This window comes from Naasia aerilata (assembly GCF_030296595.1).
Lineage (GTDB): Bacteria > Actinomycetota > Actinomycetes > Actinomycetales > Microbacteriaceae > Naasia > Naasia aerilata.
Genome location: NZ_AP027731.1, coordinates 2,183,028 through 2,203,818, shown reverse-complemented (window position 1 = coordinate 2,203,818; position 20,791 = coordinate 2,183,028). Strand labels below are relative to the sequence as shown.

Here is a 20,791-nt window from a genome sequence, read left to right as displayed (position 1 = left end):
ACCTTCGGCGGGTTGCCCATTCCCTAGGCTGATGCGGTGAGCGCTGAGCCGAACTACACCCCCGCCGACGACCGCTACTCCGTCCTCGACTACCGTCGCACAGGCCGGAGCGGGCTGCTGCTTCCGCCGGTCTCGCTGGGCCTCTGGCACAACTTCGGTGACGAGCGCGGCCTCGAGACGCAGCGTGCGATCCTGCGCCGAGCCTTCGACCGCGGCATCACCCACTTCGACCTGGCCAACAACTACGGGCCGCCCCCGGGATCGGCGGAGCGCAACTTCGGCACGCTCTTCGCCCGGGACTTCCGTCCGTTCCGCGACGAGCTCATCATCTCGACCAAGGCCGGGTACTACATGCACCCCGGCCCCTACGGGGAGTGGGGCTCGCGGAAGTACCTGCTCTCCTCCCTCGATGCAAGCCTCGGCCGGATGGGCCTCGAGTACGTCGACATCTTCTACCACCACCGTCCCGACCCCCAGACGCCGATCGAGGAGACTGCGGGCGCGCTCGCCTCCGCCGTCACGAGCGGCAAGGCGCTCTACGCGGGCGTCTCCAACTACGACCCCGAGCAGACCGCCCGCATCGCCGACGTCCTCGACGACCTCAAGGTGCCCCTGCTCATCCACCAGCCCCGGTACTCCATGTTCGACCGGCACATCGAGGAGGGTTTGTTCCCGGTGCTCGAGGAGCACGGCATCGGCGCGATCGTGTTCTCCCCGCTCGCGCAGGGACTGCTCACCGACCGCTACCTGAGCGGCGACATCCCCGCGGATTCGCGTGCCGCCACCAGCCAGTTCCTGTCCGCCGACCGGATCGATGACACCTACCTGGAGCGGGCGCGGGCGCTCGACGCCATCGCCAAGGGCCGTGGTCAGACGCTCGCGCAGCTCGCGCTCGCGTGGGTGCTGCGCCAGCCGGCGATCACGTCCGCCCTGATCGGCGCCTCGAGCGTCGCCCAGCTGGATCAGAACCTCGGCGCCCTCGACGCGCCCGCCCTCACCGACGACGAGATCGCCGAGATCGAGCCGCACGCCGTCCACGGCACCGCGCTTCGCTGAGTGGGCTACCTCTACGGCCTGCTCTCGGCTCTCCTCTTCGGCGCGAACGGCAGCGTCGCCAAGCTGGTCCTGCAGGGCGGCGTCACCGCCGGCCAGCTGACCTTCTTCCGCTGCCTGGGCGCCGCTCTCCTCGCCGGCGCGGTTGTGCTGGTGAGCGACCGGCGGGCCCTTCGGCTGCGCCCGCGGACCCTGCTCGGCTGCGCCCTGCTCGGCCTCGTGGGAGTCGCCGCCGTCCAGTGGCTCTACGCGGTGGCGATCGACCTCCTGCCCGTCGGGATCGCGCTGCTGCTGGAGTACCTCGCGGTTCCCCTCGTCGCCCTCGTCGCCTGGCTCGTGCTCAAGGAGCGCGTCCGGCCGCAGCTGTGGGTGGCCATCGTGCTCGTCGTCGGCGGGCTCGCGATCGTGGCCCAGGTGGGCGCCGCTCCGCTCGATGCCGTCGGGGTCCTCGCGGCGCTCGCGGCGGCGGCGGCACTCGCGGTGTACTTCCTCCTCGGCGAGCGCGGGGTCGCCAGCGCGCCGCCGCTCGTCATCGCGTTCTGGTCCATGCTCTTCGCGGCGGCATTCTGGGCGCTCCCGAGCGCCTGGTGGGAGGTCTCACCCGCCACCCTCGGCGCACCGCTGGTTCTCGGCGACGGGGCATCCGTTCCCCTCTGGCTCGGCCTGGTCTGGGTGATCGCCATGGGCTCCTTCGCGCCCTACGCGCTCAGCTATCTCGCGATCCGCCGGCTCGGGGCGACACGGGCCGGGATCCTGGCCGCCGCCGAGGTGGTCTTCGCCTTCGCCGTCGCGTGGCTCTGGCTCGGCGAGGCGCTGAGCCTGCCGCAGACCGCAGGAGCCGCGGTTGTCCTGGCGGGCATCGTCGTCGCACAGACGGCCCGTCCCACGCCGGTGGACGCCGACCTCGCGATCGTGCCGGGAAGCGCTGTCGGAGGTCGCCCGTAGCCTCGGGGCACACCATCCACCAGGGCAGGGCCGGCTGCCGAAAGCGAGGAGCAGACCATGTCGATCACTCTCCCCGTCGCGGCCCGCGGCACCGGCATCGCGTTCGTGCAGCTGAACAACGGCCTGTGGCGCATCACCCGCAGCTCCGGCGCCGTGCTCGGCTACGTCGAGCAGCTGCCCGGCGAGCGGTACGGCGCCAAGCGCCTCGCCTCGAGCGGCCGGTCCTTCCTGCCCCTCGGCGAGTTCCGCTCATTCGGCGACGCGGTGGACTGCCTCCGCTTCGGCTGACCGAGCGCGGCCTATAGTCCCTGCCATGCAGTGGTGGGAGAACCTGGCCGGCTGGCTCCAGACGGACGACGGCCGGCTGGTGCTGCTCGGCGGCGTCGTGCCCTTCGTCGCGATCCTCGTGGCCGGGCTGCTGGCCGCCGGGATCGCGCGCCGCAGCGTCAGCCGCGTGCTGGCCCGCCGCGATCGGGAGGCCCGTGGCGCGGTGATCGGCCTGCTGGTCGACGTCGCCCGCCAGGCCTCCATGTGGAGCTCCTCCTCGCCGAGCGAGCGCACCCTGATCGAGCGCTCCGCCGCCGAGGCCGACATCGCGCTCAGACTCCTGCCCGCGCCAGGCGCGCTGCTCGCAGCCGACTGGGCGTCCTACGAGATCGCGTCGCTGCGCCGCGCGTCCGCGGCGTTCTCCCTCGAGTTCGAGACGCCGCTCGCCACCTTCCGCGACCGCCTGCTGGAGTGGCACCGCTCCCCGGCGGGCGCGCAAGACGTTCGAGCGCGACCTCTCGCGCTGGCAGGCAGAGGATCGCCGCCTGCAGGACCAGGGCGACGACTGGACGCCTGGGGTCGAGGCGACCGCGGCGTCGCCGTTCGCACGGCGCGACGATGCGGCGGCCGCAGCCCAGAGGGCTTCCGGCCCGCAGCAGGTAACGGGGAGCAGCGTCCCGCTCGCGATGAGCGAGACCACCGCCGTGCCGCCGGTCCGGTCGTTCCGGTCGCCGCTGTCGCACACCGAGCCCGGCGTCGAGCGGCCGACGGACACCGACTTCCGCGCCGTTGCCGCGGCAGGGCGGGCATCCGGCGAGGTCTGACCTCTCCCGGTTTCCCGAGCGCCGTGCTCCTGAGGGCTCCCGCTTCGCCCTGAGCGAAGGTGCATAGCTCGGCTATACATCGGCGTATGGTTAACCAACGTGAACGATTCGCGTACCACTCTCGCGTCGCTGATCACGTCGGCGCACCATCTCACCCGCATCGCGGCCCAAGCCACGGGCGACCAGACCTCCCCCGCCGTCTGGCGCACACTTTCGATCCTCCATGCCGACGGCCCCATGCGCCTCGGCGAGCTCGCGGTCGCGAGCCGCGTCGCCCAGCCCACCATGAGCAAGCTCGTGGCGAACCTCGCCGGCGACGACTACATCCGCCGCATCGCCGACGTTGAGGACTCCCGCGCCTGGCTCATCGCCACGACGGCCAAGGGGCAGCGGGCGCTCGAGGCGTGGCGGGACCGCCTCGCGGACGCCGCGGCGCCCTACTTCCAGGGCCTGACCGCGGACGAGTTCGACACCCTCGCCAAGGCGGCCCGGATCCTCCAGGAGCGCACCAGCCTCGAGGCGGTGGCCGCATGAGCGGAGCCACCACGGGAAGCATCTTCAAGCAGCCCCGGCAGGTCTGGGCGGTCGCCTTCGCGTGCGTCGTGGCCTTCATGGGCATCGGCCTCGTCGACCCGATCCTGCCCAGCATCGCGGCGGACCTCGAGGCGACGCCCACGCAGGCTGAGCTGCTCTTCACGAGCTACCTGCTCATCACCGGGCTCGCGATGCTCATCACCAGCTTCATCTCGTCGCGTATCGGTGCCAAGAAGACGCTGCTGATCGGGCTCGGGCTGATCGTCGTCTTCGCGTTCCTCGCCGCCATCAGCGGCAGCGTCGAGGCGGTCATCGGCTTCCGCGCGGGCTGGGGGCTCGGCAACGCCCTGTTCATCTCGACGGCGCTCGCCACCATCGTGGGCGCCGCCAGCGGCGGCAGCAGCGCGGCGATCATCCTGTACGAGGCCGCCCTGGGACTCGGCATCGCGGTCGGCCCGCTGCTCGGCGGTCTCCTCGGCACGGTCAGCTGGCGCGGGCCGTTCTTCGGCACCGCCGTCCTCATGGCGATCGGCTTCCTCGCGATCGTCGTCCTCCTGCGCGGTCCCGAGATCGACCGCCCCAAGCCGGTCCGGCTCTCCGCACCCTTCACGGCACTCCGCCAGCCGGCCCTCGCGGTGCTCGCGGCGACCGCGTTCCTCTACAACGTGGGCTTCTTCATCCTGCTCGCCTACACGCCGTTCCCCCTCGGCTTCACCGCGATCGGAATCGGCCTGACGTTCTTCGGCTGGGGACTCGGCCTCGCCATCACCTCGGTGTGGGTCGCCCCGCTGCTCACCCGCCGCTTCGCCCGCACCGCCGTGATCAGCACCGCCCTCCCCTGCTCGCGCTCGACCTGATCACCGCCGGGCTGTTCGTCTACAGCCAGGTGGCCCTGGTCATCGCGGTGGTCGTCGGCGGCCTCATCCTCGGCGTGCTCAACACCGTGCTGACGGAGAGCGTGATGGAGGCGACGGATCTTCCGCGCGCTGTCGCGTCCTCGTCGTACTCGGCGGTGCGCTTCATCGGCGGCGCCGTCGCTCCGCCGCTCGCGACAATCCTCGCCGACACGGTCGCAGCTTCCACCCCGTACTTCGTGGCGGGTGCCGCGGTGCTCGCGGCGACGCTCATCTCGGTGCTCGGCGTGCGCGCTCTCGCCCGGGTGAACGGCGAGCGGGAGCCCGCGGTCATCGAGGCGCAGGCGATCGCTCTCGGCGACGCCTGATGCGTCGGGCGGCTCGCGGAAAGGCCGAGCCATAGAATTGCCCGGCCGCCCCGATAGCTCAATGGATAGAGCAACGGCCTTCTAATCCGTAGGTTGCAGGTTCGAGTCCTGCTCGGGGCACAAGGAGAAGGGGCCGTCCGTGGATGGCTCCTTCTCCTTGTGTCTCGGGTAGATCGAGAAGCTGTTCGCGCAGTGGGCCCACGGCGCATGCTTGCGCCGGGGATCGAGTCCTGCTCGGGGCACAAGGAGAAGGGGCCGTCCGTGGATGGCTCCTTCTCCTTGTGTCTCGGGTAGATCGAGAAGCTGTTCGCGCAGTGGGCCCACGGCGCATGCTTGCGCCGGGGATCGAGTCCTGCTCGGGGCACAGCAGAAGCTGGCCATCGCAGATGGTCGGCTTCTGCTGTGCCGGGAGCAGATCGAGAAGCTGTTCGCGCAGTGGGCCCACGGCGCACGCTTGCGCCGGGGATTGCTCGGGGCACAGATCGAGAAGCTGGCTCTCGCAGTGGGCCCACGGCGCACGCTTGCGCCGAGGTTCGAGTCCTGCTCGGGGCACAGAAGAAGCCGGCCTCGCAGACGGCCGCTTCATCACATTGCTGCCGCGCCCCGTGCCCGTTGAGTTGCACCGGCGGAAGCGGGATCAGCAGACTGCTGGCATGAGTGGTGGCAGTTCCTCCGCCGACCGCGGGACGCGGCGGCGCAGGGTCGTCGGCATTCTCGTGGCAGTTCTGTCGGCGGCGGCGATGGGCGCCGGGATCGCGGGACTCTTCTCGTCGCCCGGCTGCGACGGGACCAGTGCGGCACCCTGCAACCCCGCAGTTCCGCTCTACACGGCGGCCGTGGTCGCGGGCATCGCCCTCGCCGTTCTCTCCTCCTTCATCGGGGCAGGCTTCCTCGCCTTCGCGCTCACCTGCCTCGCCCTGGGCGCCGGCTCGGTTGTGGGCGGACTGAGCCAGGACATGGGCGCCTTCCCCTCTACTTCGGGATCGGCTGGTTCCTTCTCGGCCTCCTCCAGGTCGGTTTCTGGCTCTGGATCCGCCCTCAGGCCGCGGCCCGGCGAGCAGCGCTCGCCCGGCTGACGACCGGCGGCGAGAGCGGCGAGGGTACGGTCACGGCGGTCGAGGACACCGGCATCACGATCGGTGACGACCCCGTGGTGTCGATCACGGTCCGCATCAAGCCGGATCGCGGTGGTCCCGAAGTCGAGCGGCGAACGCAGACCGTGGTCCCGAGGACGGCGATACCGCGGGTCGGCGACCGCTATCGAGCGCGGTTCCTCTCCTCAGACCCGGCCGAGGTGCTCCTCGAGATGGGGCACTGACGAGCGCCTCACAAGGCGGACGCCGCGCTCCCGCTGCTCTGTGAGGATGCGACTGAGCCGAGCGCGTCCTCGAGGAACCGGGCGAACTCCTGAACGCCGACCGGCGCGGGATCGCGCCAGGCCAGCGCCACCGGGACTGCGGGCGCGTCGAGCAGGGGCACGTACGCGATCCCCGGATGCGGATACATCACCCTGGTCGCCTCGGTCGTGACGCCGACGCCGGACTCGGCGGCGATGGCGGCCGCCCAGTCGTCCGTGTTCCGGACGGGGGTGACCGACCGCGGGCCCCGCTGCCCCTCCCACAGGCTCAGCGACGTGGTACCCGAGACCGTGTTGTGGATGAGGGTGTCCTCCGTCAGGTCCGCGAGCGAAACCTCCGCGCGCCCGGCGAGGCGGTGCCCGGCGGGCAACGCCGCCATCCGCCGCTCGTCGCAGAGGTGGCGCAGCTGCACGCCCGGCTCCGCGCGCACCCCGCGGACGATGCTCGCGTCCACGCGGCGCTCGTCGAGACCCGCCAGACGCTCGTCGATGCGTCGCAGCTCGACCGGCACGTCGGGTCGAACCGCACGCCAGGACTGGAGCACCTCCGCGGTGTGCGCACCGAGCGCGGCCCACGCGTGGCCGATGAGGAGGCCGCGTCGGCGCTGGGCGAGCGGCAGGAGCGCCGCGTCCACGGCGGCGAGGGCCGCCCGGGCTTGGGCGAGCGCATCCCGTCCCTCCTCGGTGAGCTCCACTCCGCGGGGCGAGCGGACGACGAGCGGCGCTCCCAGGTGCTGCTCGAGCTCCTGCAGCGTTCGCGAAACCGCCGGCTGACTCAGGTGGAGCTCGCCGGCCGCCCGGGTGAGGTTCAGCGTGCGGGCCACCGCGGCGAACACCTGCAGATGCCGGACGCCGATCGTCATGCGCCCAGGTTATGACAAGGGCAGAACCGGCATTTCCCCCGCATCGCGGCCGTGCCTAGCGTCGAAGAGGTGACCGGAGGGCGAGGGACGAGCTCGGGAGCCTTCCGGCTCCTCTGGTCGGCGGCGACCGCCACGAGCCTGGGCGACGGCATCCGGCTCGTCGCCCTCCCTCTTCTCGCCGTGCGAACGGTGGACAGCCCTGCACTCGTCGCCTCGGTCGTCGCGGCCGGATACCTGCCTGCCATCGTGTTCGGCTCGTTCGCCGGCACGATCGCGGACCGGGTCCGGATCCCGCGCCTCCTGGTCGGCACTCATGTCGTGCGCGCGCTCACGCTCCTCGCGCTGGCCGGAGTCGTCGTGCTCTCCCAGGCATCCCTGCCCTGGCTCTGGGTCACTGCACTCGTGTACGGGACGTGCGAGGCGCTCGCCGACCCGGCCGCCACGGCACTGCTGCCGAGGATCGTGCCCACGCGGGAGCTGGCTCGCGCCAACGCGCGGCTCCAAGCGGGCCAGAGCGCGGCGGAGGACTTCGTCGGCCGAGCGCTCGGCGGCATCCTCTTCGCCATCGCCGCGGCCCTCCCGGTTCTGATCAACGCGGCACTGCTGGTCCTCGCCGCCGTGCTCGCGCTGCGTCTGCCGCGGGCGTCCGAGGTGGAGCGAAGCCAGGCTGTGCGCACCGAGGGCTTCCTGATGAGCTGGTGGGCGGGCCTTCGCACCGTGGCCTCCACCGGGCTCCTCCGCTCCACCGCACTGCTCATCGGCGGCTGGAACCTGTCGTACGGCGCCTACACGGGCATCGCCGTCGTGTACGCAGTGCAGACGCTGCACGCCGGCGCGAGCGGGGTCGGGCTGCTGCTGTCCGCGGCCGCCGTCGGCTCCCTGTCGGCCACCTTCCTCACGCTCCGGCTGATCGCGGTGACCGGCGCCGCCACCACCGCCACGGTCACCGTCACATTGAGCGCCGCGGCGATGCTCGGCCTCGCCTCCGCGCCGACTGGCTGGGTCGCGGCTCCCCTGATCGCTCTCGACGGGTTCGCCATCATGGCGTGGAACATCCTCAGCGTGAGCGCCCGACAGGCGGTGATCCCGCGGGAGCTGCTCGGGCGCGCGACGTCGGTGACGCGCGTGCTCGCCTCGGCGGCCGTGCCGGCCGGGGCGGCGCTGGGCGGGCTGGTGGCGCAGTCCATGGGGCCGCCGGCTGCGCTTCTGGCGGGAGCGGGCACCGTGCTGGTGACAGGGGCCGTCGCCCTGCCCGGGCTGGTGCCCATCCTTCGGCGGATCTGGCCGCGTGGCGCGGACGGGCCGAGCATCGCGCGGTGACCTGGACCCGGGGGCCCTGTTTCGAGACGCCCGCTGCGCAGGCTTCTCAGATCTCGGTGAGGCGAACCCCCGGAGCCTCATTTCGAGACGGCGCCCTGAGCTTTTCAATCATCTGTGGCGCCATCGCCCAGAGCAGGGCCGCCCGCTCCGGGGCGCTGGCAGCGATCCGTGAGGCGTCCTTCAGCGGCTGCTGAGGGGACGCCCGAGGTCGGCTCCGGTCCTGCGGTCCGTGATCTCCTGAAGGAGCTGCTCCTTGGAAGCGCCCTCGGCCTCGGCCAGATGCTGCAGGGATGTGGCCGCGATGTCGGCGACGTCGACCGCGAACTCGACAGGCGGATGCGTCTCGATGGCGTCAGTCGCGATGTCGACGGCGAGGTCCGATTCCGGGCCTTCGGCGAGGACCGCGGTCACGAGCCGCACGGCGTCGTCGCGGGTGGGGTTGCTGTCGTCTGGCATTCGGGTGACCTTTCGCGCTGGGGACATATTGGCGCGGCGAGCGGCCCGCACGCAAACGGATCGGTCAACCGACCACGATCACGGGATACCGAAGGGTCGGCGGGCTCTGTTTCGCGCCCTGAACAGGGCATATTCGCGCGCGGCCAGCACTGGAGGAGACCCTTGGGGGCGTCGATTTTGGGGCGAACGGGGCACCCCGATCCGCCGCTAGGGTGGATCGGCGGTTCTCGCGCGGGTGGCACGCGACCGCCGTTTCACGGGGGCCTCGGACTTTCGGGTGGCTCGAGGCCCCCGTCTTCCTGAGCCCCGCCGCACAGAGGTGTGACGGCGGGGACTCGGGCTCGAGACGAGAGCGGCGCGGCGAGCGGAGAAGCCCTCGGACTCCATCGAGGATGATCCCGATCTGGCACCCGCTGAACCGAAATTCCGACCTGGAGTCGCTCCCCCGACACGCGCGCGTAACCCTGCGTTCGCCGGGGCAATGCCTACTCGTCCTATGACCTCGAGGAGCCCGTCATGGACTTCCGGCTGATCGCCCACCGCGGCTCGAGCGCCCGCTATCCGGAGCACACGCGCGCGGCGTTCCAGGAAGCCCTGAACGAGGGCGCCGACGGCATCGAATGCGACGTGCGCCTCACCGCCGACGGCGCAGTGGTGTGCTGGCACGACGACACCGTCGACCGCACGACCAGCTCGACCGGCGCGGTCGCCGACTGGCCTCTCGCGGAACTCGCCGGCCTGGACCTCCTGCAGGGCCGGAGCGTCCCCGCCTCCCACGGCGATCCGGCTCGCCAGCTGATGACCCTGTCCGGACTGCTCGACCTCTCCCTGGCTGCCGGGCGCCCCCTGCTGCTCGCGATCGAGCTCAAGGCCGTCGCGAGCCCCGATCATGGCCTCCTCGACGCGGTGCTCGGCATCCTCTCCGCCGCCGGCTGGAACCCGGAGTCCGGGCAGCTGGGCCGGATCCAGATCTCCCTGCAGTGCTTCGATGTGCCCACCGTGGCCGCGCTGATGACGGCGGTGCCTCTGGCGCGCGTGATGCTGCTCACGGAGCCCGAGGAGGACCACGAGCCCGATGCGCTGGCCCTGCTCGACACGGGCACCGCGCAGGCCGGCCCGTGGCTCCAGTGGGTGAAGCGGGACCCCGATCGCGTGCGCCAGTGGCTCGACCGCGGCTCCGTCGTCCGGGTCTGGACGGTGGACACCGTGGAGGACCTCGAGTTCTGTCTCGACGTCGGCGTGCGCGAGATCACCACCAACCGGCCGGGCGAGCTCCGCGAGGCCCTCCTGCGCCGGCCCGTCGCCGCGAGCACGGACGGTCTCGCTCCGGTCTAGGAGAACAGCCCGATCAGCCCGAAGACGAGCGAGACCGCCGCGAGCAGCAGCGAGACGCCGATGAGGACGGCGTGGACGGTGAAGAAGCGGGTGCGCCGTCCCGACGCGTCCCGGGCGCGCGGATCGCGGGCGATCCGCCGGAAGAAGGCGGGCCACACGACGACGTTCCACACCGCGTTGAGGAGCAGGAACACGGCGAGGGTGGTGGTCACCGCCTCAGCCTAGGCACCCCCGAACGGCCGTCGGAGCCGCTGACTAGACTCGTCGGGTGGCGAACGGCTCCGAACGACTGGTCTGGATCGACTGCGAGATGACGGGGCTGGACCTGACCGTCGATGAGCTCGTCGAAGTAGCCGTGGTCATCACCGACTACGAGCTGCAGCCGGTCGACCCGGGCCTCTCGATTGTGATCCGCCCCGACCAGTCCGCGCTCGACAACATGAGCGAGGTCGTCACGACGATGCACACCTCCTCCGGTCTGATCGACGAGATCCCCCGCGGCGTCAGCCTCGCGGATGCGGAGTTCCGGGTCCTGGAGTACATCCAGCGCTTCGTCCCCACCTCGGGTCAGGCGCCCCTCGCCGGCAACACCATCGGCACCGATCGGGCGTTCCTCAACAAGTACATGCCACGCGTGGACGGCTGGCTGCACTACCGCAGCGTCGACGTCTCCTCCATCAAGGAGCTCGCCCGCCGCTGGTTCCCCCGCATCTACTTCAACGCACCTCAGAAGGCAGGCGGCCACCGCGCGCTCGCGGACATCCTCGAGTCGATCCGCGAGCTCGAGTACTACCGCAAGGCGGCCTTCGTCGCGCCGCCCGGACCGACGACCGAGCAGGTGCAGGCCGTCTCCGCCGCCGTCGTCGAAGACTTCGCCTCCCGCCTGTAATAAGATGGATCGTCCGCGCGGCCGAGTCGCGTGGGTCATGGTGGGCGTAGCTCAGTTGGTAGAGCGCTGGCTTGTGGTGCCGGAAGTCGCGGGTTCAAGTCCCGTCGTCCACCCCAATATCTCGTCTCCCGAGGCGCGACCTCATCTCGGGGAAGCGGTGAGGCTGTACGCGACCGGGTTCGCCGACATGTCGTCGGTGACGATCAGCGTGAACGGCCCGGCCCCGACGTCGAAGGCGACGTTGCCCCTCGACGACTCCCCCGTCTGCAGAGGACCCGCGGACAGCGCGTCCGGCGCGCCCAGCCCGGCCTCGCCGTCCTGACCGTCCGCGCTCTTCACGGCCAGGTAGAACGGGTTCGCGTCGCCCACTCCCTCGGTCGCCAGGAACTCCACGTCGAGGACCAGGAATCCTCCCTTCTCCGCGGGGATGAGATCGCCGCCGGGCATGGTCGGGCCGTAGGTCGCACTGAAGACCGTCATCTGCACCGTGCCCTGGGACTGCTTCACCTCGAACGGCTGACCGAGCTGCAGCTCCTGCGCCGCCGCGCCCGAGTCGGACGCGGAGTGCGACCCGGGATCGGAATCGGAGGCGTCGGACGGGGTCGAGCCGGCCCCGCCGGCCGCCGCCGGCTCCGGCGAGGTGGCGGAGGTTCCGGAGGAGGTGCCGGCGCAGCCGGCGAGAGAGAGGGCGAGGGCCAGCGCGGCGATGATCGGGATTCGCTTCACGCGGCGAAGCATCGCATCGTGCCGCCAGGCCTGGAAGGGAACTCGGACCCACGGCCCGTGCGCTCCCGCTCGCCGCTGCCCCGGGCAGCGCTGGGTAGGGTGACGGCATGGACGCGGACCCGGCCCTCGGCGATCCCGACCGGCAGGACCCGCCTTCGGCCGACGGTGTCCGCGAGGCCGAGGAAGGTGGCGCGACGGGACTCGTGCTGGACGCCGACGAGTTCGAGCGCCTCGTGGTCGCGGAGCTCGACGAGCTGCCCGACGACATGGTCGACGGCCTGGAGAACGTGGTGTTCGTCGTCGAGGACCGCCCCGAGGACGGCTCGCTCGACACCCTGGGCACGTACGACGGGGTCGCCCTGACCGAGCGCGACCGCTACGGCCTCGGCGAGATGCCGGACCGGATCATCCTGTTCCGCGAGCCGCTGCTCGCGATCTGCGAGGACCTCGACGAGCTGAGGGACGAGATCCACATCACGCTGGTGCACGAGATCGCGCACTACTACGGCATCGACGACGAGCGACTGCATGCGCTCGGCTGGGACTGACTCCCCGCACTGACCGGATCACGGGGCTTCGGAGCTCCGCGGACCTGGTCATGCGGATTCCGGCCCGTGCCGGTGCGGAGCTCCGTGATCCGGTCAGGCGCGGGAGGCGGACCTCAGAAGCGGTAGGAGTCGACCTCGTCGTTGCCGTGCACCTGGTCGCTGTCGCGCGCGTCGAGGCGGTAGCGGACGTGCTGGACGCCCTGCACCTCGCGCGCGCCCTCGGCGACGTACCAGAACAGGCGGTCCTGACCGCCGACGGTCGCCATCTCGCTGATCTCGTCGTCGGTCTTGCCGTCGACGAGCACGCGGTGCTCGACACGGCCCTCGAAGGGACCGTCGACGAACTCGGCGATGTACTCCTTGCTGACGGGGACCTCGGGCTGCGCATCGCTCATGCCTCCACGTTACCGCGGCGGTTCGCCCCCGGCCGCCCCCGCGGTCGCCGCTAGCCTCAGCGCATGGCGGGGCGGGAGCGGAATCGGGTGCTGGTCGCCGGAGGCGCGGTCCTGCTTCTGGCGGCGGCGATCTACGGTCCTGTCGCCCTGCTGGCGCCGCTTCCCGCTGCTCGCGTGGTGGCTCTCGACCTGCAGACGGCGCCCGTCGAGACTCCTCCCCGGCGCTGCCCCAGGTGGGCTCGGCGGGAGTCGCGCTGGGCGCGGACGAGGAGCCACTCGGCGCGACGTCCGCGGTTCCGATCGCGGCCACGGCGAAGATCCTCACCGCCCTGCTGGTGCTCGACGAGCACCCGCTCGAGGCCGGCCGCAGCGGACCCGCCGTGCCGGTGACCGCCCAGGATTTCGCCGCCTACCAGCGCTACTCCGCGGAGGGGACCCGGTCCGTGCGAGTCGTCGCCGGCGACACGTGGACCGAGCGGGAGGCGCTCCAGGCGATGCTCCTGGCGTCGAGCAACAACCACGCCGAGATGCTCGCGCGCTGGGCGTACGGATCGCTCGACGGCTACCTCGCCGCTGCCGAGGCGTGGCTCACCGAGCACGGCATGACCACCGTGCACGTCGTCGACCCGACCGGTCTCTCGCCCGAGAGCGTCGGCTCCGGCGCGGATCTCGCCCGCCTCTCCGCGCTGGCGCTGGCGGACCCGTTCCTCAGCGAGACGCTGTCGCTCGACCTCGTCACTACCACCCGCGGGGCGACCTTCCAGAACGACATCCGCTACCGCACGACCGACGGCATCATCTCGGTGTCGCGCAGCTACACCGACGAGGCCGGGGTCTGCCTGCTGTTCGCCGTCCCCGTCGAGGTCGGCGACGAGACGATCCGGGTCTACGGTTCCTTCCTCGGCGAGCCGTCCTACGACGACCTGGACACCGACCTGGATGCCTTCCTCGCCTCCGTCCCCGCCTCGATAACGGCTCATGTGCTCGTTGAGCCCGGGGCCCCGGTCGCCCGGTACGAGACCGCCTGGGGAGCAACCGCGAACGCGGTCGTGCGGGACGAGCTGCGTGGAACCGATTGGGGCGGCCGGTCGGCACCGGTCGCGGCGAAGACCCGTGAGGTGACCACGGCGGGCAGGGGCACGCGCGTCGGCACCGCCACGATCGAGACCCGCGAGGGGGCGCAGACGAGCGCCGTCGTCCTCGACCATGCGCTCGCGGACCCCGGCCCGCTGTGGCGGCTCTTCACCCCTTCGGTGGTCGTGCCCAGGTTCGTCGACTGGGTCACCGGAAAGAGCTGATCGTCTCCCCGTCGAGGATGAGGTCGGCGAGGAGGTCGGGCCGCTCTCGGGAGAAGAAGGCGTCCTCTTGCGCCGCCCAGCGGTCCCAATGGGGGGCGAAGACGTCGCCGTCCCGCTCGAGCGCACGCCGCTTCCGCTCCCCCGGCTCCAGGTCGATCCAGAGTGCGAAGGTGGCGAGCTGCCGGCTGGCGCGGCTGAGCGCGCCCGCGCCCTCGACGAGGAGCGGCGCGGACGGGTCGAGCTCGTGCCATTCCGCGGATCGGCCGGAGGCCCAGTCCCAGCGGCGCCACCGCCGACGCGGGAGCAGCTCATCCGCCACGGCACGGCTCGCCGCCTGCAGCCCGTCCCACCCGGGGTACAGGTCGTCGAGACGCACGAGCTCCGCGCCCAGGGCGGGCGCGAGCACTCTGGCCAGCGTGCTCTTGCCCGCTCCCGAGCCTCCGTCGAGAAGCACGACGGGCGGGATCCCGGCGGCGCGGATGCTGAGCACCAGGTCGTTGAGCTCAGGCACCGGCGATGAAGTTCCAGTGCCCGCTCAACGTCGCGGCCGTGAGAGCGGCAGCCGCGACGAGAGCGGCGCCCGCGATGAGGAGGAGGTCGCCGCGCGCGAGCACCGAGGCGCGGGCCCAGGTGCGGGGGCCGGGCGCCCCGAATCCGCGGGCCTCCATGGCGGTCGCCAGAGTGCTGCCCCGCCTGATGGCGAGCACGAGCAGGGCGAAGGCCTGCCCCGCGAAGCGGCGCACGCGTCCGCGGTCCGCCACACCGCGCGCCCGTCGTGCGAGCTCGAGGGAACGCCAGTCCTCGGCGAAGAGGCCGAGCAGCCGGAAGCCGGCGAGGGCGCCGAGCACGAATCGGGCGGGCAGTCGCACGATCTGGGCGAGTCCGTCGGCCAGTTCCGTCGCATCCACGGTGAGGAAGAGCACGACCGCGGGCAGCCCGATCGCCAGCACGCGCAGCACGGTGGCGATCGCGAGCTCGATCGAGCCGTCGGAGATCCGGACCAGGGCCCACTCGGCGTAGACGGTGCCGCTCGAGCGGCCGTAGAGCAGGATCGTCAAGCCGGTGAGGGGCGCGCCGAGCCACACGGCCGCCGTGCGCCGCCACAGGTGGTGCCACGGCACTCCCGCAAAGGGGAGGACGGCGAGTTCGAGCACCAGGGCGACCGTCGCGGAGACCCAGTCGAGGGTAAGCACGAGGGCGACGGCGAGCACGGTCGAGGCGGCCAGCTTGGCGACCGGGTTGGCGCCGGCCAGGGACCAGCGGCCGGCCGCAGGGGCGACGGCCGGAGTCCGGGCGGCCGCGGCCGTCCCCGCGGTCACGGTCGCTCCCCGACGAGCGGACGCGTGCCGACGGCGAGCTCGACCGCGCCGACGCCTGCGGCGAACGCGGCGTCGTGGGTGACGGCGACGAGCCCGATGCCCTCGTCGAGCAGGTCGCGGAGCAGGAGCAGCAGCTCCCGCCAAGTTCCCGGGTCCTGCCCGAAGGTCGGCTCGTCGAGCACGACGACCTGCGGCCGGGTCGCGATCGCCGTCGCCACGGACAGGCGACGCTTCTCACCCCGGAGAGAGTGAAGGGGTTCGCCCCGGCCAAGGGCGCGAGACCGAGCCGATCGAGGAGCTCCGTCACCCGGGCATCCACCGCCGCGGCGGGCAGGCCGAGGGCGCGCGGCCCGACCGCGAGCTCGGCCGCGACCTCGGCGGCGAGGAACTGGTGCTCCGGATTCTGGAAGACCGTCCCGATCCGCGAGAGCAACTGGCGGGACGACCACCGGATCGGGGCGGCCGGCGCCCCCGCGGCAAGCATTGGAGCGGCGACTACCTCGCCGCCGAGCGGCCGGAGCAGCCCCGCCAGGGTCAGGGCGAGGGTGCTCTTGCCGGAGCCGTTGGGACCCGTGACGGCGAGCGCCGCTCCTGCCGCGACTCGCACCGGCTCCTCGAGGGCGAGAACGGGCCGGCGCTCCCTCCCGACCGTGAGCCGCTCGCCGCTCAGGAGCACCTCCCCCTGCGCTCGCGGAGCACGTCCGGGGAGGTCGGGCGCTCCCCCGGGATCCACACGCCCTGACGCAGGAGGTCCCTCTCGGCGAGGACGACCTCGGGCGGTCCGTCCGTCCGCACACCCGCACCCGGCTCCAGCACGACGACGCGGTCCACGAGGCCGGCCCACACCTCCGTGCGGTGCTCGACCACGACGAGCGTCGAGCCGGTGCGCTCCACCAGCCGGGCAACGGCGTCCCGCACCTCGGCCACGCCGTCCGGGTCGAGGTTGGCGGTGGGCTCGTCGAGGAGCACGATGCCGGGGCGCATGGCCAGCACCCCGGCGAGCGAAAGCCGCTGCTTCTGCCCGCCCGACAGGTGCGAGGTCGGCGTGCGACGAGGCAGCCGGAGCCCGACCTCCTCGAGTGCCTCGTCGACGCGCACCCATATCTCGGACGCCGGGACTCCGAGGTTCTCGCAGCCGAAGGCGACGTCGTCGCCGACGCGGGCGAGGATCACGCCCGCGTCGGGGTCCTGCTGGACGAGCCCCGCGCGGCCCCGAGAGTCGCCAGGTGGCCGTCCGTCGAGCAGCAGGCTTCCTCCTGCTCGCCCTCGTCGGCGCCGCCGAGGATTCCGGCGATGCCGGCGAGGAGTGTCGACTTGCCGGCGCCGGACGGCCCGAGGAGCAGGACCCGCTCCCCCGGTTCGACGGTCAGGTCGAGGCCGCGCACGGCGAAGCGGCGCCGCGATGCGTGGCGCCAGCCCCAGCCGCTCGCGACCAGGCCCGCCGGGCGCAGCCCCTCCACGGCGGTCAGGCCGCGGGCTGCGCTTCGCGACCGGCGGCGAACCGGCTAAGCGCGCCGGTCCGGGCGATCGCGCGCGCGAGGACCCAGGACAGGGCGCCTGCGATGGCGCCGCCCGAGATGAGAGAGGTGAGCACGTAGATGCCCGCGAACGCCGGGGCGGAGCCGGCGTACCAGAAGATCAGGTCGTTGACCGCACCGAACAGGCCGGCGGCGGCTCCGGCCGCGACGGCGACTCCGATGTTCCAGCGGGCGTAGAGGACCGCGAGCAGCACGAGCTCTGCGCCGAGACCCTGGACGAGGCCCGACTCGATGGTCAGCGGACCCCACTGCGCTCCGGCGAGCGCGGAGACCATCGCGGCGACGACCTCGGTGAAGACCGCGGCTCCCGGCTTGCGGATGATGATGCCGCCGAGGACGCCCGCGAACAGCCAGACGCCGTTCACGAGGCCCTGCAGTCCGGGGAGGCTCGCCTCGAGGAACGCGCCCGGCAGCTGGTAGCCGAAGTTCCAGGCGAGGAACACGAAGCCTGCGGCGACGCCGATCACGGCGGCCACGACGATGTCGACGACCCGCCACCGGAGGGTCTGGCGCCGACGGGTGGGGGAAGGGTGGTGCTGGTCACTGTTCGTGCCCTTTCGTAGGAAAAGAGGGCACGGGTTAGAAGAGATGCCTCCCTGCGCTGGCATGATCCAGATCAGGTTCGACGGTCGAAGCTTGGAGAAGCTTCCTCTCAGCCCGGCTCACCGGACTCCCGTGTTGCCCCGATCCTAGCTCGCCGCCGTCGGCGCGGCGACGGGCCTCAGCGCTGCAGCCAGGTGAGCACGGCGAGCACGCGGCGGTGATCGCCGCCGGAGTCCTCGAGCCCGAGCTTGCCGAAGATCGAGGTGACGTTCTTCTCCACCGCGCCGACCCCGATGAAGAGGGCCTCCGCGATGGCGGCGTTGGTGCGCCCCTCCGCCATCAGCTGCAGGACCTCGCGCTCGCGAGGGGTCAGCGTGGACAGCGGATCGTTGCGCCGGCCGATGAGCTGGGCGACGACCTCCGGGTCGAGAACCGTGCCGCCGCCGGCGATCCGCTCGATGGCGTCCTCGAGCTCGGCGAGCGAGGCGACCCGGTCCTTGAGCAGGTACCCGACCCCGCCGCGCCCGGAGCCGAGCAGCTCCTGCGCGTACGCCACCTCGACGTACTGCGACAGCAGCAGGATGGCGGTGCCGGGCAGCCGGGAGCGGAGCTCGAGCGCGGCGCGCACTCCCTCGTCGCGGAAGGTCGGCGGCATCCTCACGTCGAGGACGACCAGGTCGGGAGCGAGGTCGGCCGCCTCCCTGAGGAGACCGGCCGCGTCGCCGTAGGCGCCGACCACCGAGTGCCCCGCCTCGCCGAGGACCCGCACGAGTCCCTCACGGAGGAGCACCGAGTCGTCCGCCACCAGCACGCGCAACCCGCTCATCCGCCCCAGCCTAGGGGCGGACGAGCGGGTCGCCTGGGCGGAGCTCAGCGCACCGAGCCGGGAAGCTCCGAGGTCAGCGGGAAGGTGGCCGTGAGCACGGTCGGTCCGCCGGCGGGGCTCGACACGGCGAGCGTTCCGCCGAGACCGTGCGCCCGTTCCTGGAGCCCCGCGATGCCGTGCCCGGGGACGGCGACCGCGCCGCCGCGTCCGTCGTCGGAGACGACCACCTCGAGCCAGGTCGCGTCCCCGTCCGGCACCCGGCGCAGGGTCACGCGGACCTCGGCACCGGTCGCGCCGCTGTGCTTCGCGACGTTGGTCAGGGCCTCCGCCGCGACGAAGTAGGCGTTGCGCTCGAGCTCGGCGGGCAGCTCGAAGCCCTCGGGCAGCTCCGCGACGACCCGGGTCGGGACGGTGCTGCGCACGGCGAGGGATTCCAGCGCCGCGACGAGACCCCGGTCGAGAAGGATCGGCGGCGCGAAGCCGCGGGAGATCGCCCGCAGCTCGTCGAGGGCGTCCCGAGCCTGCTGCATCGCCCCCGCGAGCAGCGCCCGCGCCGCTTCAGGGTCGGCCGCGAGCTGACGGTCGGCGGCGGCCAGGTCCATCTGCATGCGCACCAGCCGCTGCTGGGGGCCGTCGTGGATGTCGCGCTCGAGGCGGCGGAGCGCGGTGCCCTCCGCGGCGACGGCGGCGGTGCGGGAGGACGCCAGCCCGCTGACCTGCTGACGGAGCGCCTCGCTCGGGAAGGCGGCGAGCATCCCCCGCGCGATCCACCAGTGCACCAGCACGAGGCCGCGCGTCACGAACGGCAGCGTCAGCAGCAGGAGCGCGCCGGCGACGAACCAGAACACGCCCTCCGCCTGATCCTGCGAGAGCCCGGACCGGGCGCCGGGCGCGGCCCAGCCGATCACCGCGTCCAGGAAGTTCCAGTCACGGTCGTCGGTCGGCAGCCACCGGTTCCAGAACCAGTAGCTGACACCGCCCAGTCCGGTGGTCAGCCAGGTGAACGAGATGGTCCAGGTGATGACCCCGACCGTCGCGTTCACGACCATGGTGTGGAGCAGCGCCAGCCAGTAGTGGCCGTCGATGAACGGCGCGAAGAACTCCCGCCACGAGCCGAAGCCCCAGCGCGGCCACCGGGGTCGCGGGATCGCCGGCCGCCCGGCGGCTTCGAGGCGGATCACCTCGAGCATGCCGAACCAGCGGGAGACGAAGAGCGCTGCCAGCACGGCGGGCAGCCCGATCACGATCGCGAGCAGCCCCGTGCCGATCGAGAACAGGGTGGAGACCGCGATCATGCCGACAAGGACGACCACGAGGGTCGGCAGCAGGAAGAGGAGGTCGCGGGGAACGCCGGCCCACAGCCGGCCGTACGTGGTGCGCCGCCGCTCCGCGGGTGCGGGGACGGACGACGCTCCCGCCGAGGCGGGAGCCGGAGTCGAGGTGGTCATGCGCGTGCCTTTCGCTGCTCATTGTCCCGGTGCCGGGGCTCTTCCAGCGTGGCCAACGGCCTTCCCGGGCGGCATGCGGCGGGCAACCGGATCGGGAGGGGATAACCCCCGCCCTCCTAGGCTGGTTCGATGGAATTCTGCCTCTTCACCGAGCCCCAGCAGGGCTACGAGTACGACACCCTCCTCGGGAGCGCGCAGGCCGCCGAGCGGCTCGGCTTCGACGGCTGGTTCCGCAGCGACCACTACCTGCACACCGGGCCCTTCTACGACGGCCTCCCCGGCCCGACCGACGCCTGGACGACTCTTGCGGGCCTGGCTCGCGAGACCCGGCGCATCCGTCTCGGCACCCTCGTCTCGTCGGTGACCTTCCGCCAGCCCGGCGTGCTCGCCATTCAGGCCGCTCAGGTCGACCGCATGTCGGGCGGCCGGGTCGAGCTCGGCCTCGGCGCCGGGTGGTACGCCGCGGAGCACGCCGCGTACGGCATCCCGTTCCCCGAGAAGCGCTTCGGCCTGCTCGAGGAGCAGCTGGCGGTCATCACCGGGCTCTGGGGGACGCCGATCGGCGAGCGATTCAGCTTCGAAGGACGCCACTACACGCTGACCGACTCCCCCGCGCTGCCGAAGCCGCTGCAGGAGCGCGTGCCCGTCATCGTCGGCGGCGGCGGGAAGACGCGCACGCCGGCGCTCGCCGCGCGCTACGCGACCGAGTACAACATCCCGTTCACTCGCGAGGAGAACATCCGCGCCGCGTTCGGCCGGGTCCGGGAGGCCGCCGAGCGCATCGAGCGGGAGCCGGACGACCTCCGGTACTCGGTGGCCCTCACCGCGGTCGTGGGCGCGACGGAGGCGGAGTTCCAGCGCCGTGCCGAGCGCACCGGCGGCGGCGCCGACCGGCTGCGGGAGGTGAACCTCGGGGGCACCGTCGCGGAGGTCACCGAGCGCATCGGCCGCCTCCGCGACCTGGGGGCGGCGCGCGTGTACCTGCAGGTCTTCGACCTCGAGGACACGGACCACTTCGAGCTCCTCGCCGAGCTCGTCGCCCCGTTCCGCTGATCCCCGGCGCGCGGGTCCTGCGGACAGATGCC

At 72.3% G+C, this 20,791-nt stretch carries 22 protein-coding genes, 2 tRNA genes, 2 pseudogenes and 1 riboswitch; of the genes and pseudogenes, 15 read left to right on the top strand and 11 right to left on the bottom strand.

All coding sequences use genetic code 11. The features are described from left to right. Positions 1–36: 36 nt before the first annotated feature. From QUE51_RS11505 to QUE51_RS11470, 8 genes and pseudogenes are all read left to right on the top strand, one after another. Positions 37–1,056 (top strand): aldo/keto reductase, encoded by a 1,020-nt coding sequence (locus tag QUE51_RS11505; RefSeq protein WP_286276535.1) that lies wholly within the window; start codon positions 37–39, stop codon positions 1,054–1,056. Continuing rightward, on the top strand, positions 1,057–1,998 hold the full coding sequence (locus tag QUE51_RS11500) for a DMT family transporter (RefSeq protein WP_286276534.1): 942 nt from the start codon (positions 1,057–1,059) through the stop codon (positions 1,996–1,998). Positions 1,999–2,055: 57 nt separating this feature from the next. After that, positions 2,056–2,286, top strand: coding sequence for a hypothetical protein (locus tag QUE51_RS11495; RefSeq protein WP_286276533.1), 231 nt, complete (start codon positions 2,056–2,058; stop codon positions 2,284–2,286). A 25-nt stretch (positions 2,287–2,311) separates the two neighbouring features. Further along, on the top strand, positions 2,312–3,142 hold the full coding sequence (locus QUE51_RS11490) for a hypothetical protein (RefSeq protein ID WP_286276532.1): 831 nt from the start codon (positions 2,312–2,314) through the stop codon (positions 3,140–3,142). Between the two features lie 46 nt (positions 3,143–3,188). Continuing rightward, positions 3,189–3,623, top strand: coding sequence for a MarR family winged helix-turn-helix transcriptional regulator (locus QUE51_RS11485; RefSeq protein ID WP_286276531.1), 435 nt, complete (start codon positions 3,189–3,191; stop codon positions 3,621–3,623). Further along, positions 3,620–4,845 (top strand): annotated as a pseudogene (locus QUE51_RS11480) (MFS transporter). Before QUE51_RS11485 ends, QUE51_RS11480 begins: the two are co-directional and overlap by 4 nt. A 47-nt stretch (positions 4,846–4,892) precedes the next feature. Beyond that, positions 4,893–4,965: transfer RNA gene (locus QUE51_RS11475), tRNA-Arg, on the top strand. Positions 4,966–5,498: 533 nt separating this feature from the next. Continuing rightward, a complete protein-coding gene (locus QUE51_RS11470) occupies positions 5,499–5,921 on the top strand; it encodes a hypothetical protein (protein WP_286276530.1) in 423 nt (140 codons plus the stop codon). Between the two features lie 250 nt (positions 5,922–6,171). Here the strand turns inward: QUE51_RS11470 and QUE51_RS11465 are convergent, their stop codons facing one another. Further along, complete coding sequence (locus tag QUE51_RS11465) at positions 6,172–7,065, bottom strand: LysR family transcriptional regulator (RefSeq protein WP_286276529.1); 894 nt, start codon at positions 7,063–7,065, stop codon at positions 6,172–6,174. 69 nt (positions 7,066–7,134) lie between these two features. Here QUE51_RS11465 and QUE51_RS11460 point away from each other — a divergent pair, with 69 nt between their 5' ends. After that, positions 7,135–8,385, top strand: a complete 1,251-nt coding sequence (locus QUE51_RS11460) for an MFS transporter (protein WP_286276528.1) — start codon at positions 7,135–7,137, stop codon at positions 8,383–8,385. Positions 8,386–8,565: 180 nt separating this feature from the next. Here the strand turns inward: QUE51_RS11460 and QUE51_RS11455 are convergent, their stop codons facing one another. Continuing rightward, positions 8,566–8,841 (bottom strand): hypothetical protein, encoded by a 276-nt coding sequence (locus QUE51_RS11455; protein ID WP_286276527.1) that lies wholly within the window; start codon positions 8,839–8,841, stop codon positions 8,566–8,568. A gap of 516 nt (positions 8,842–9,357) precedes the next feature. On the opposite strand from QUE51_RS11455, the gene QUE51_RS11450 reads away from it, so the two are divergent. Next, positions 9,358–10,176: a glycerophosphodiester phosphodiesterase gene (locus tag QUE51_RS11450; protein WP_286276526.1), complete on the top strand. Its 819-nt coding sequence runs from the start codon at positions 9,358–9,360 to the stop codon at positions 10,174–10,176. On the opposite strand, the gene QUE51_RS11445 is transcribed toward QUE51_RS11450, so the two are convergent. Beyond that, on the bottom strand, positions 10,173–10,388 hold the full coding sequence (locus QUE51_RS11445) for an SCO4848 family membrane protein (protein WP_286276525.1): 216 nt from the start codon (positions 10,386–10,388) through the stop codon (positions 10,173–10,175). The genes QUE51_RS11450 and QUE51_RS11445 overlap by 4 nt on opposite strands. A 56-nt stretch (positions 10,389–10,444) precedes the next feature. Here QUE51_RS11445 and orn point away from each other — a divergent pair, with 56 nt between their 5' ends. Together orn and QUE51_RS11435 are read left to right on the top strand one after the other, a co-directional pair. Further along, positions 10,445–11,065 carry an oligoribonuclease gene (gene orn / locus QUE51_RS11440; protein WP_286276524.1) on the top strand — a complete coding sequence of 207 codons (621 nt, stop codon included), beginning with the start codon at positions 10,445–10,447 and terminating at the stop codon, positions 11,063–11,065. A 40-nt stretch (positions 11,066–11,105) separates the two neighbouring features. Beyond that, a tRNA-His gene (locus QUE51_RS11435) sits at positions 11,106–11,181 on the top strand. A gap of 25 nt (positions 11,182–11,206) precedes the next feature. Here the strand turns inward: QUE51_RS11435 and QUE51_RS11430 are convergent. Beyond that, a complete protein-coding gene (locus QUE51_RS11430; protein WP_286276523.1) occupies positions 11,207–11,791 on the bottom strand; it encodes a DUF4352 domain-containing protein in 585 nt (194 codons plus the stop codon). A 203-nt stretch (positions 11,792–11,994) separates the two neighbouring features. Here QUE51_RS11430 and QUE51_RS11425 point away from each other — a divergent pair, with 203 nt between their 5' ends. Next, positions 11,995–12,339, top strand: coding sequence for a metallopeptidase family protein (locus QUE51_RS11425; protein ID WP_434017270.1), 345 nt, complete (start codon positions 11,995–11,997; stop codon positions 12,337–12,339). Positions 12,340–12,452: 113 nt separating this feature from the next. Here QUE51_RS11425 and QUE51_RS11420 read toward each other — a convergent pair whose 3' ends face one another. Then, positions 12,453–12,734 carry a hypothetical protein gene (locus QUE51_RS11420; protein WP_286276522.1) on the bottom strand — a complete coding sequence of 94 codons (282 nt, stop codon included), beginning with the start codon at positions 12,732–12,734 and terminating at the stop codon, positions 12,453–12,455. A 233-nt stretch (positions 12,735–12,967) separates the two neighbouring features. Between QUE51_RS11420 and QUE51_RS11415 the strand changes: the two genes are divergently transcribed. Then, entirely contained in the window at positions 12,968–14,032 is a 1,065-nt protein-coding gene (locus QUE51_RS11415; protein WP_286276521.1) for a D-alanyl-D-alanine carboxypeptidase family protein, read from the top strand. Here the strand turns inward: QUE51_RS11415 and QUE51_RS11410 are convergent. The 6 genes and pseudogenes from QUE51_RS11410 to QUE51_RS11385 form a co-directional block, all read right to left on the bottom strand. Beyond that, complete coding sequence (locus tag QUE51_RS11410; RefSeq protein WP_286276520.1) at positions 14,016–14,543, bottom strand: nucleoside/nucleotide kinase family protein; 528 nt, start codon at positions 14,541–14,543, stop codon at positions 14,016–14,018. The two genes, QUE51_RS11415 and QUE51_RS11410, sit on opposite strands and share 17 nt — an antisense overlap. Continuing rightward, on the bottom strand, positions 14,536–15,285 hold the full coding sequence (locus tag QUE51_RS11405) for an energy-coupling factor transporter transmembrane component T family protein (RefSeq protein WP_286279364.1): 750 nt from the start codon (positions 15,283–15,285) through the stop codon (positions 14,536–14,538). Before QUE51_RS11405 ends, QUE51_RS11410 begins: the two co-directional genes overlap by 8 nt. Before the next feature lie 62 nt (positions 15,286–15,347). Continuing rightward, positions 15,348–16,820: pseudogene (locus QUE51_RS11400) on the bottom strand (ABC transporter ATP-binding protein). Then, on the bottom strand, positions 16,817–17,365 hold the full coding sequence (locus QUE51_RS11395; protein WP_350226650.1) for an ECF transporter S component: 549 nt from the start codon (positions 17,363–17,365) through the stop codon (positions 16,817–16,819). Before QUE51_RS11395 ends, QUE51_RS11400 begins: the two are co-directional and overlap by 4 nt. Before the next feature lie 102 nt (positions 17,366–17,467). After that, a riboswitch (TPP riboswitch) is annotated at positions 17,468–17,576 on the bottom strand. A 34-nt stretch (positions 17,577–17,610) separates the two neighbouring features. Next, entirely contained in the window at positions 17,611–18,258 is a 648-nt protein-coding gene (locus QUE51_RS11390; protein WP_286276519.1) for a response regulator transcription factor, read from the bottom strand. A gap of 44 nt (positions 18,259–18,302) precedes the next feature. Further along, positions 18,303–19,706, bottom strand: coding sequence for a sensor histidine kinase (locus QUE51_RS11385; protein WP_286276518.1), 1,404 nt, complete (start codon positions 19,704–19,706; stop codon positions 18,303–18,305). A gap of 129 nt (positions 19,707–19,835) precedes the next feature. Between QUE51_RS11385 and QUE51_RS11380 the strand changes: the two genes are divergently transcribed. Beyond that, the gene (locus QUE51_RS11380; protein WP_286276517.1) at positions 19,836–20,759 is read left to right on the top strand and encodes an LLM class F420-dependent oxidoreductase; all 924 of its coding nucleotides are present in this window, start codon (positions 19,836–19,838) and stop codon (positions 20,757–20,759) included. Positions 20,760–20,791: the final 32 nt, after the last annotated feature.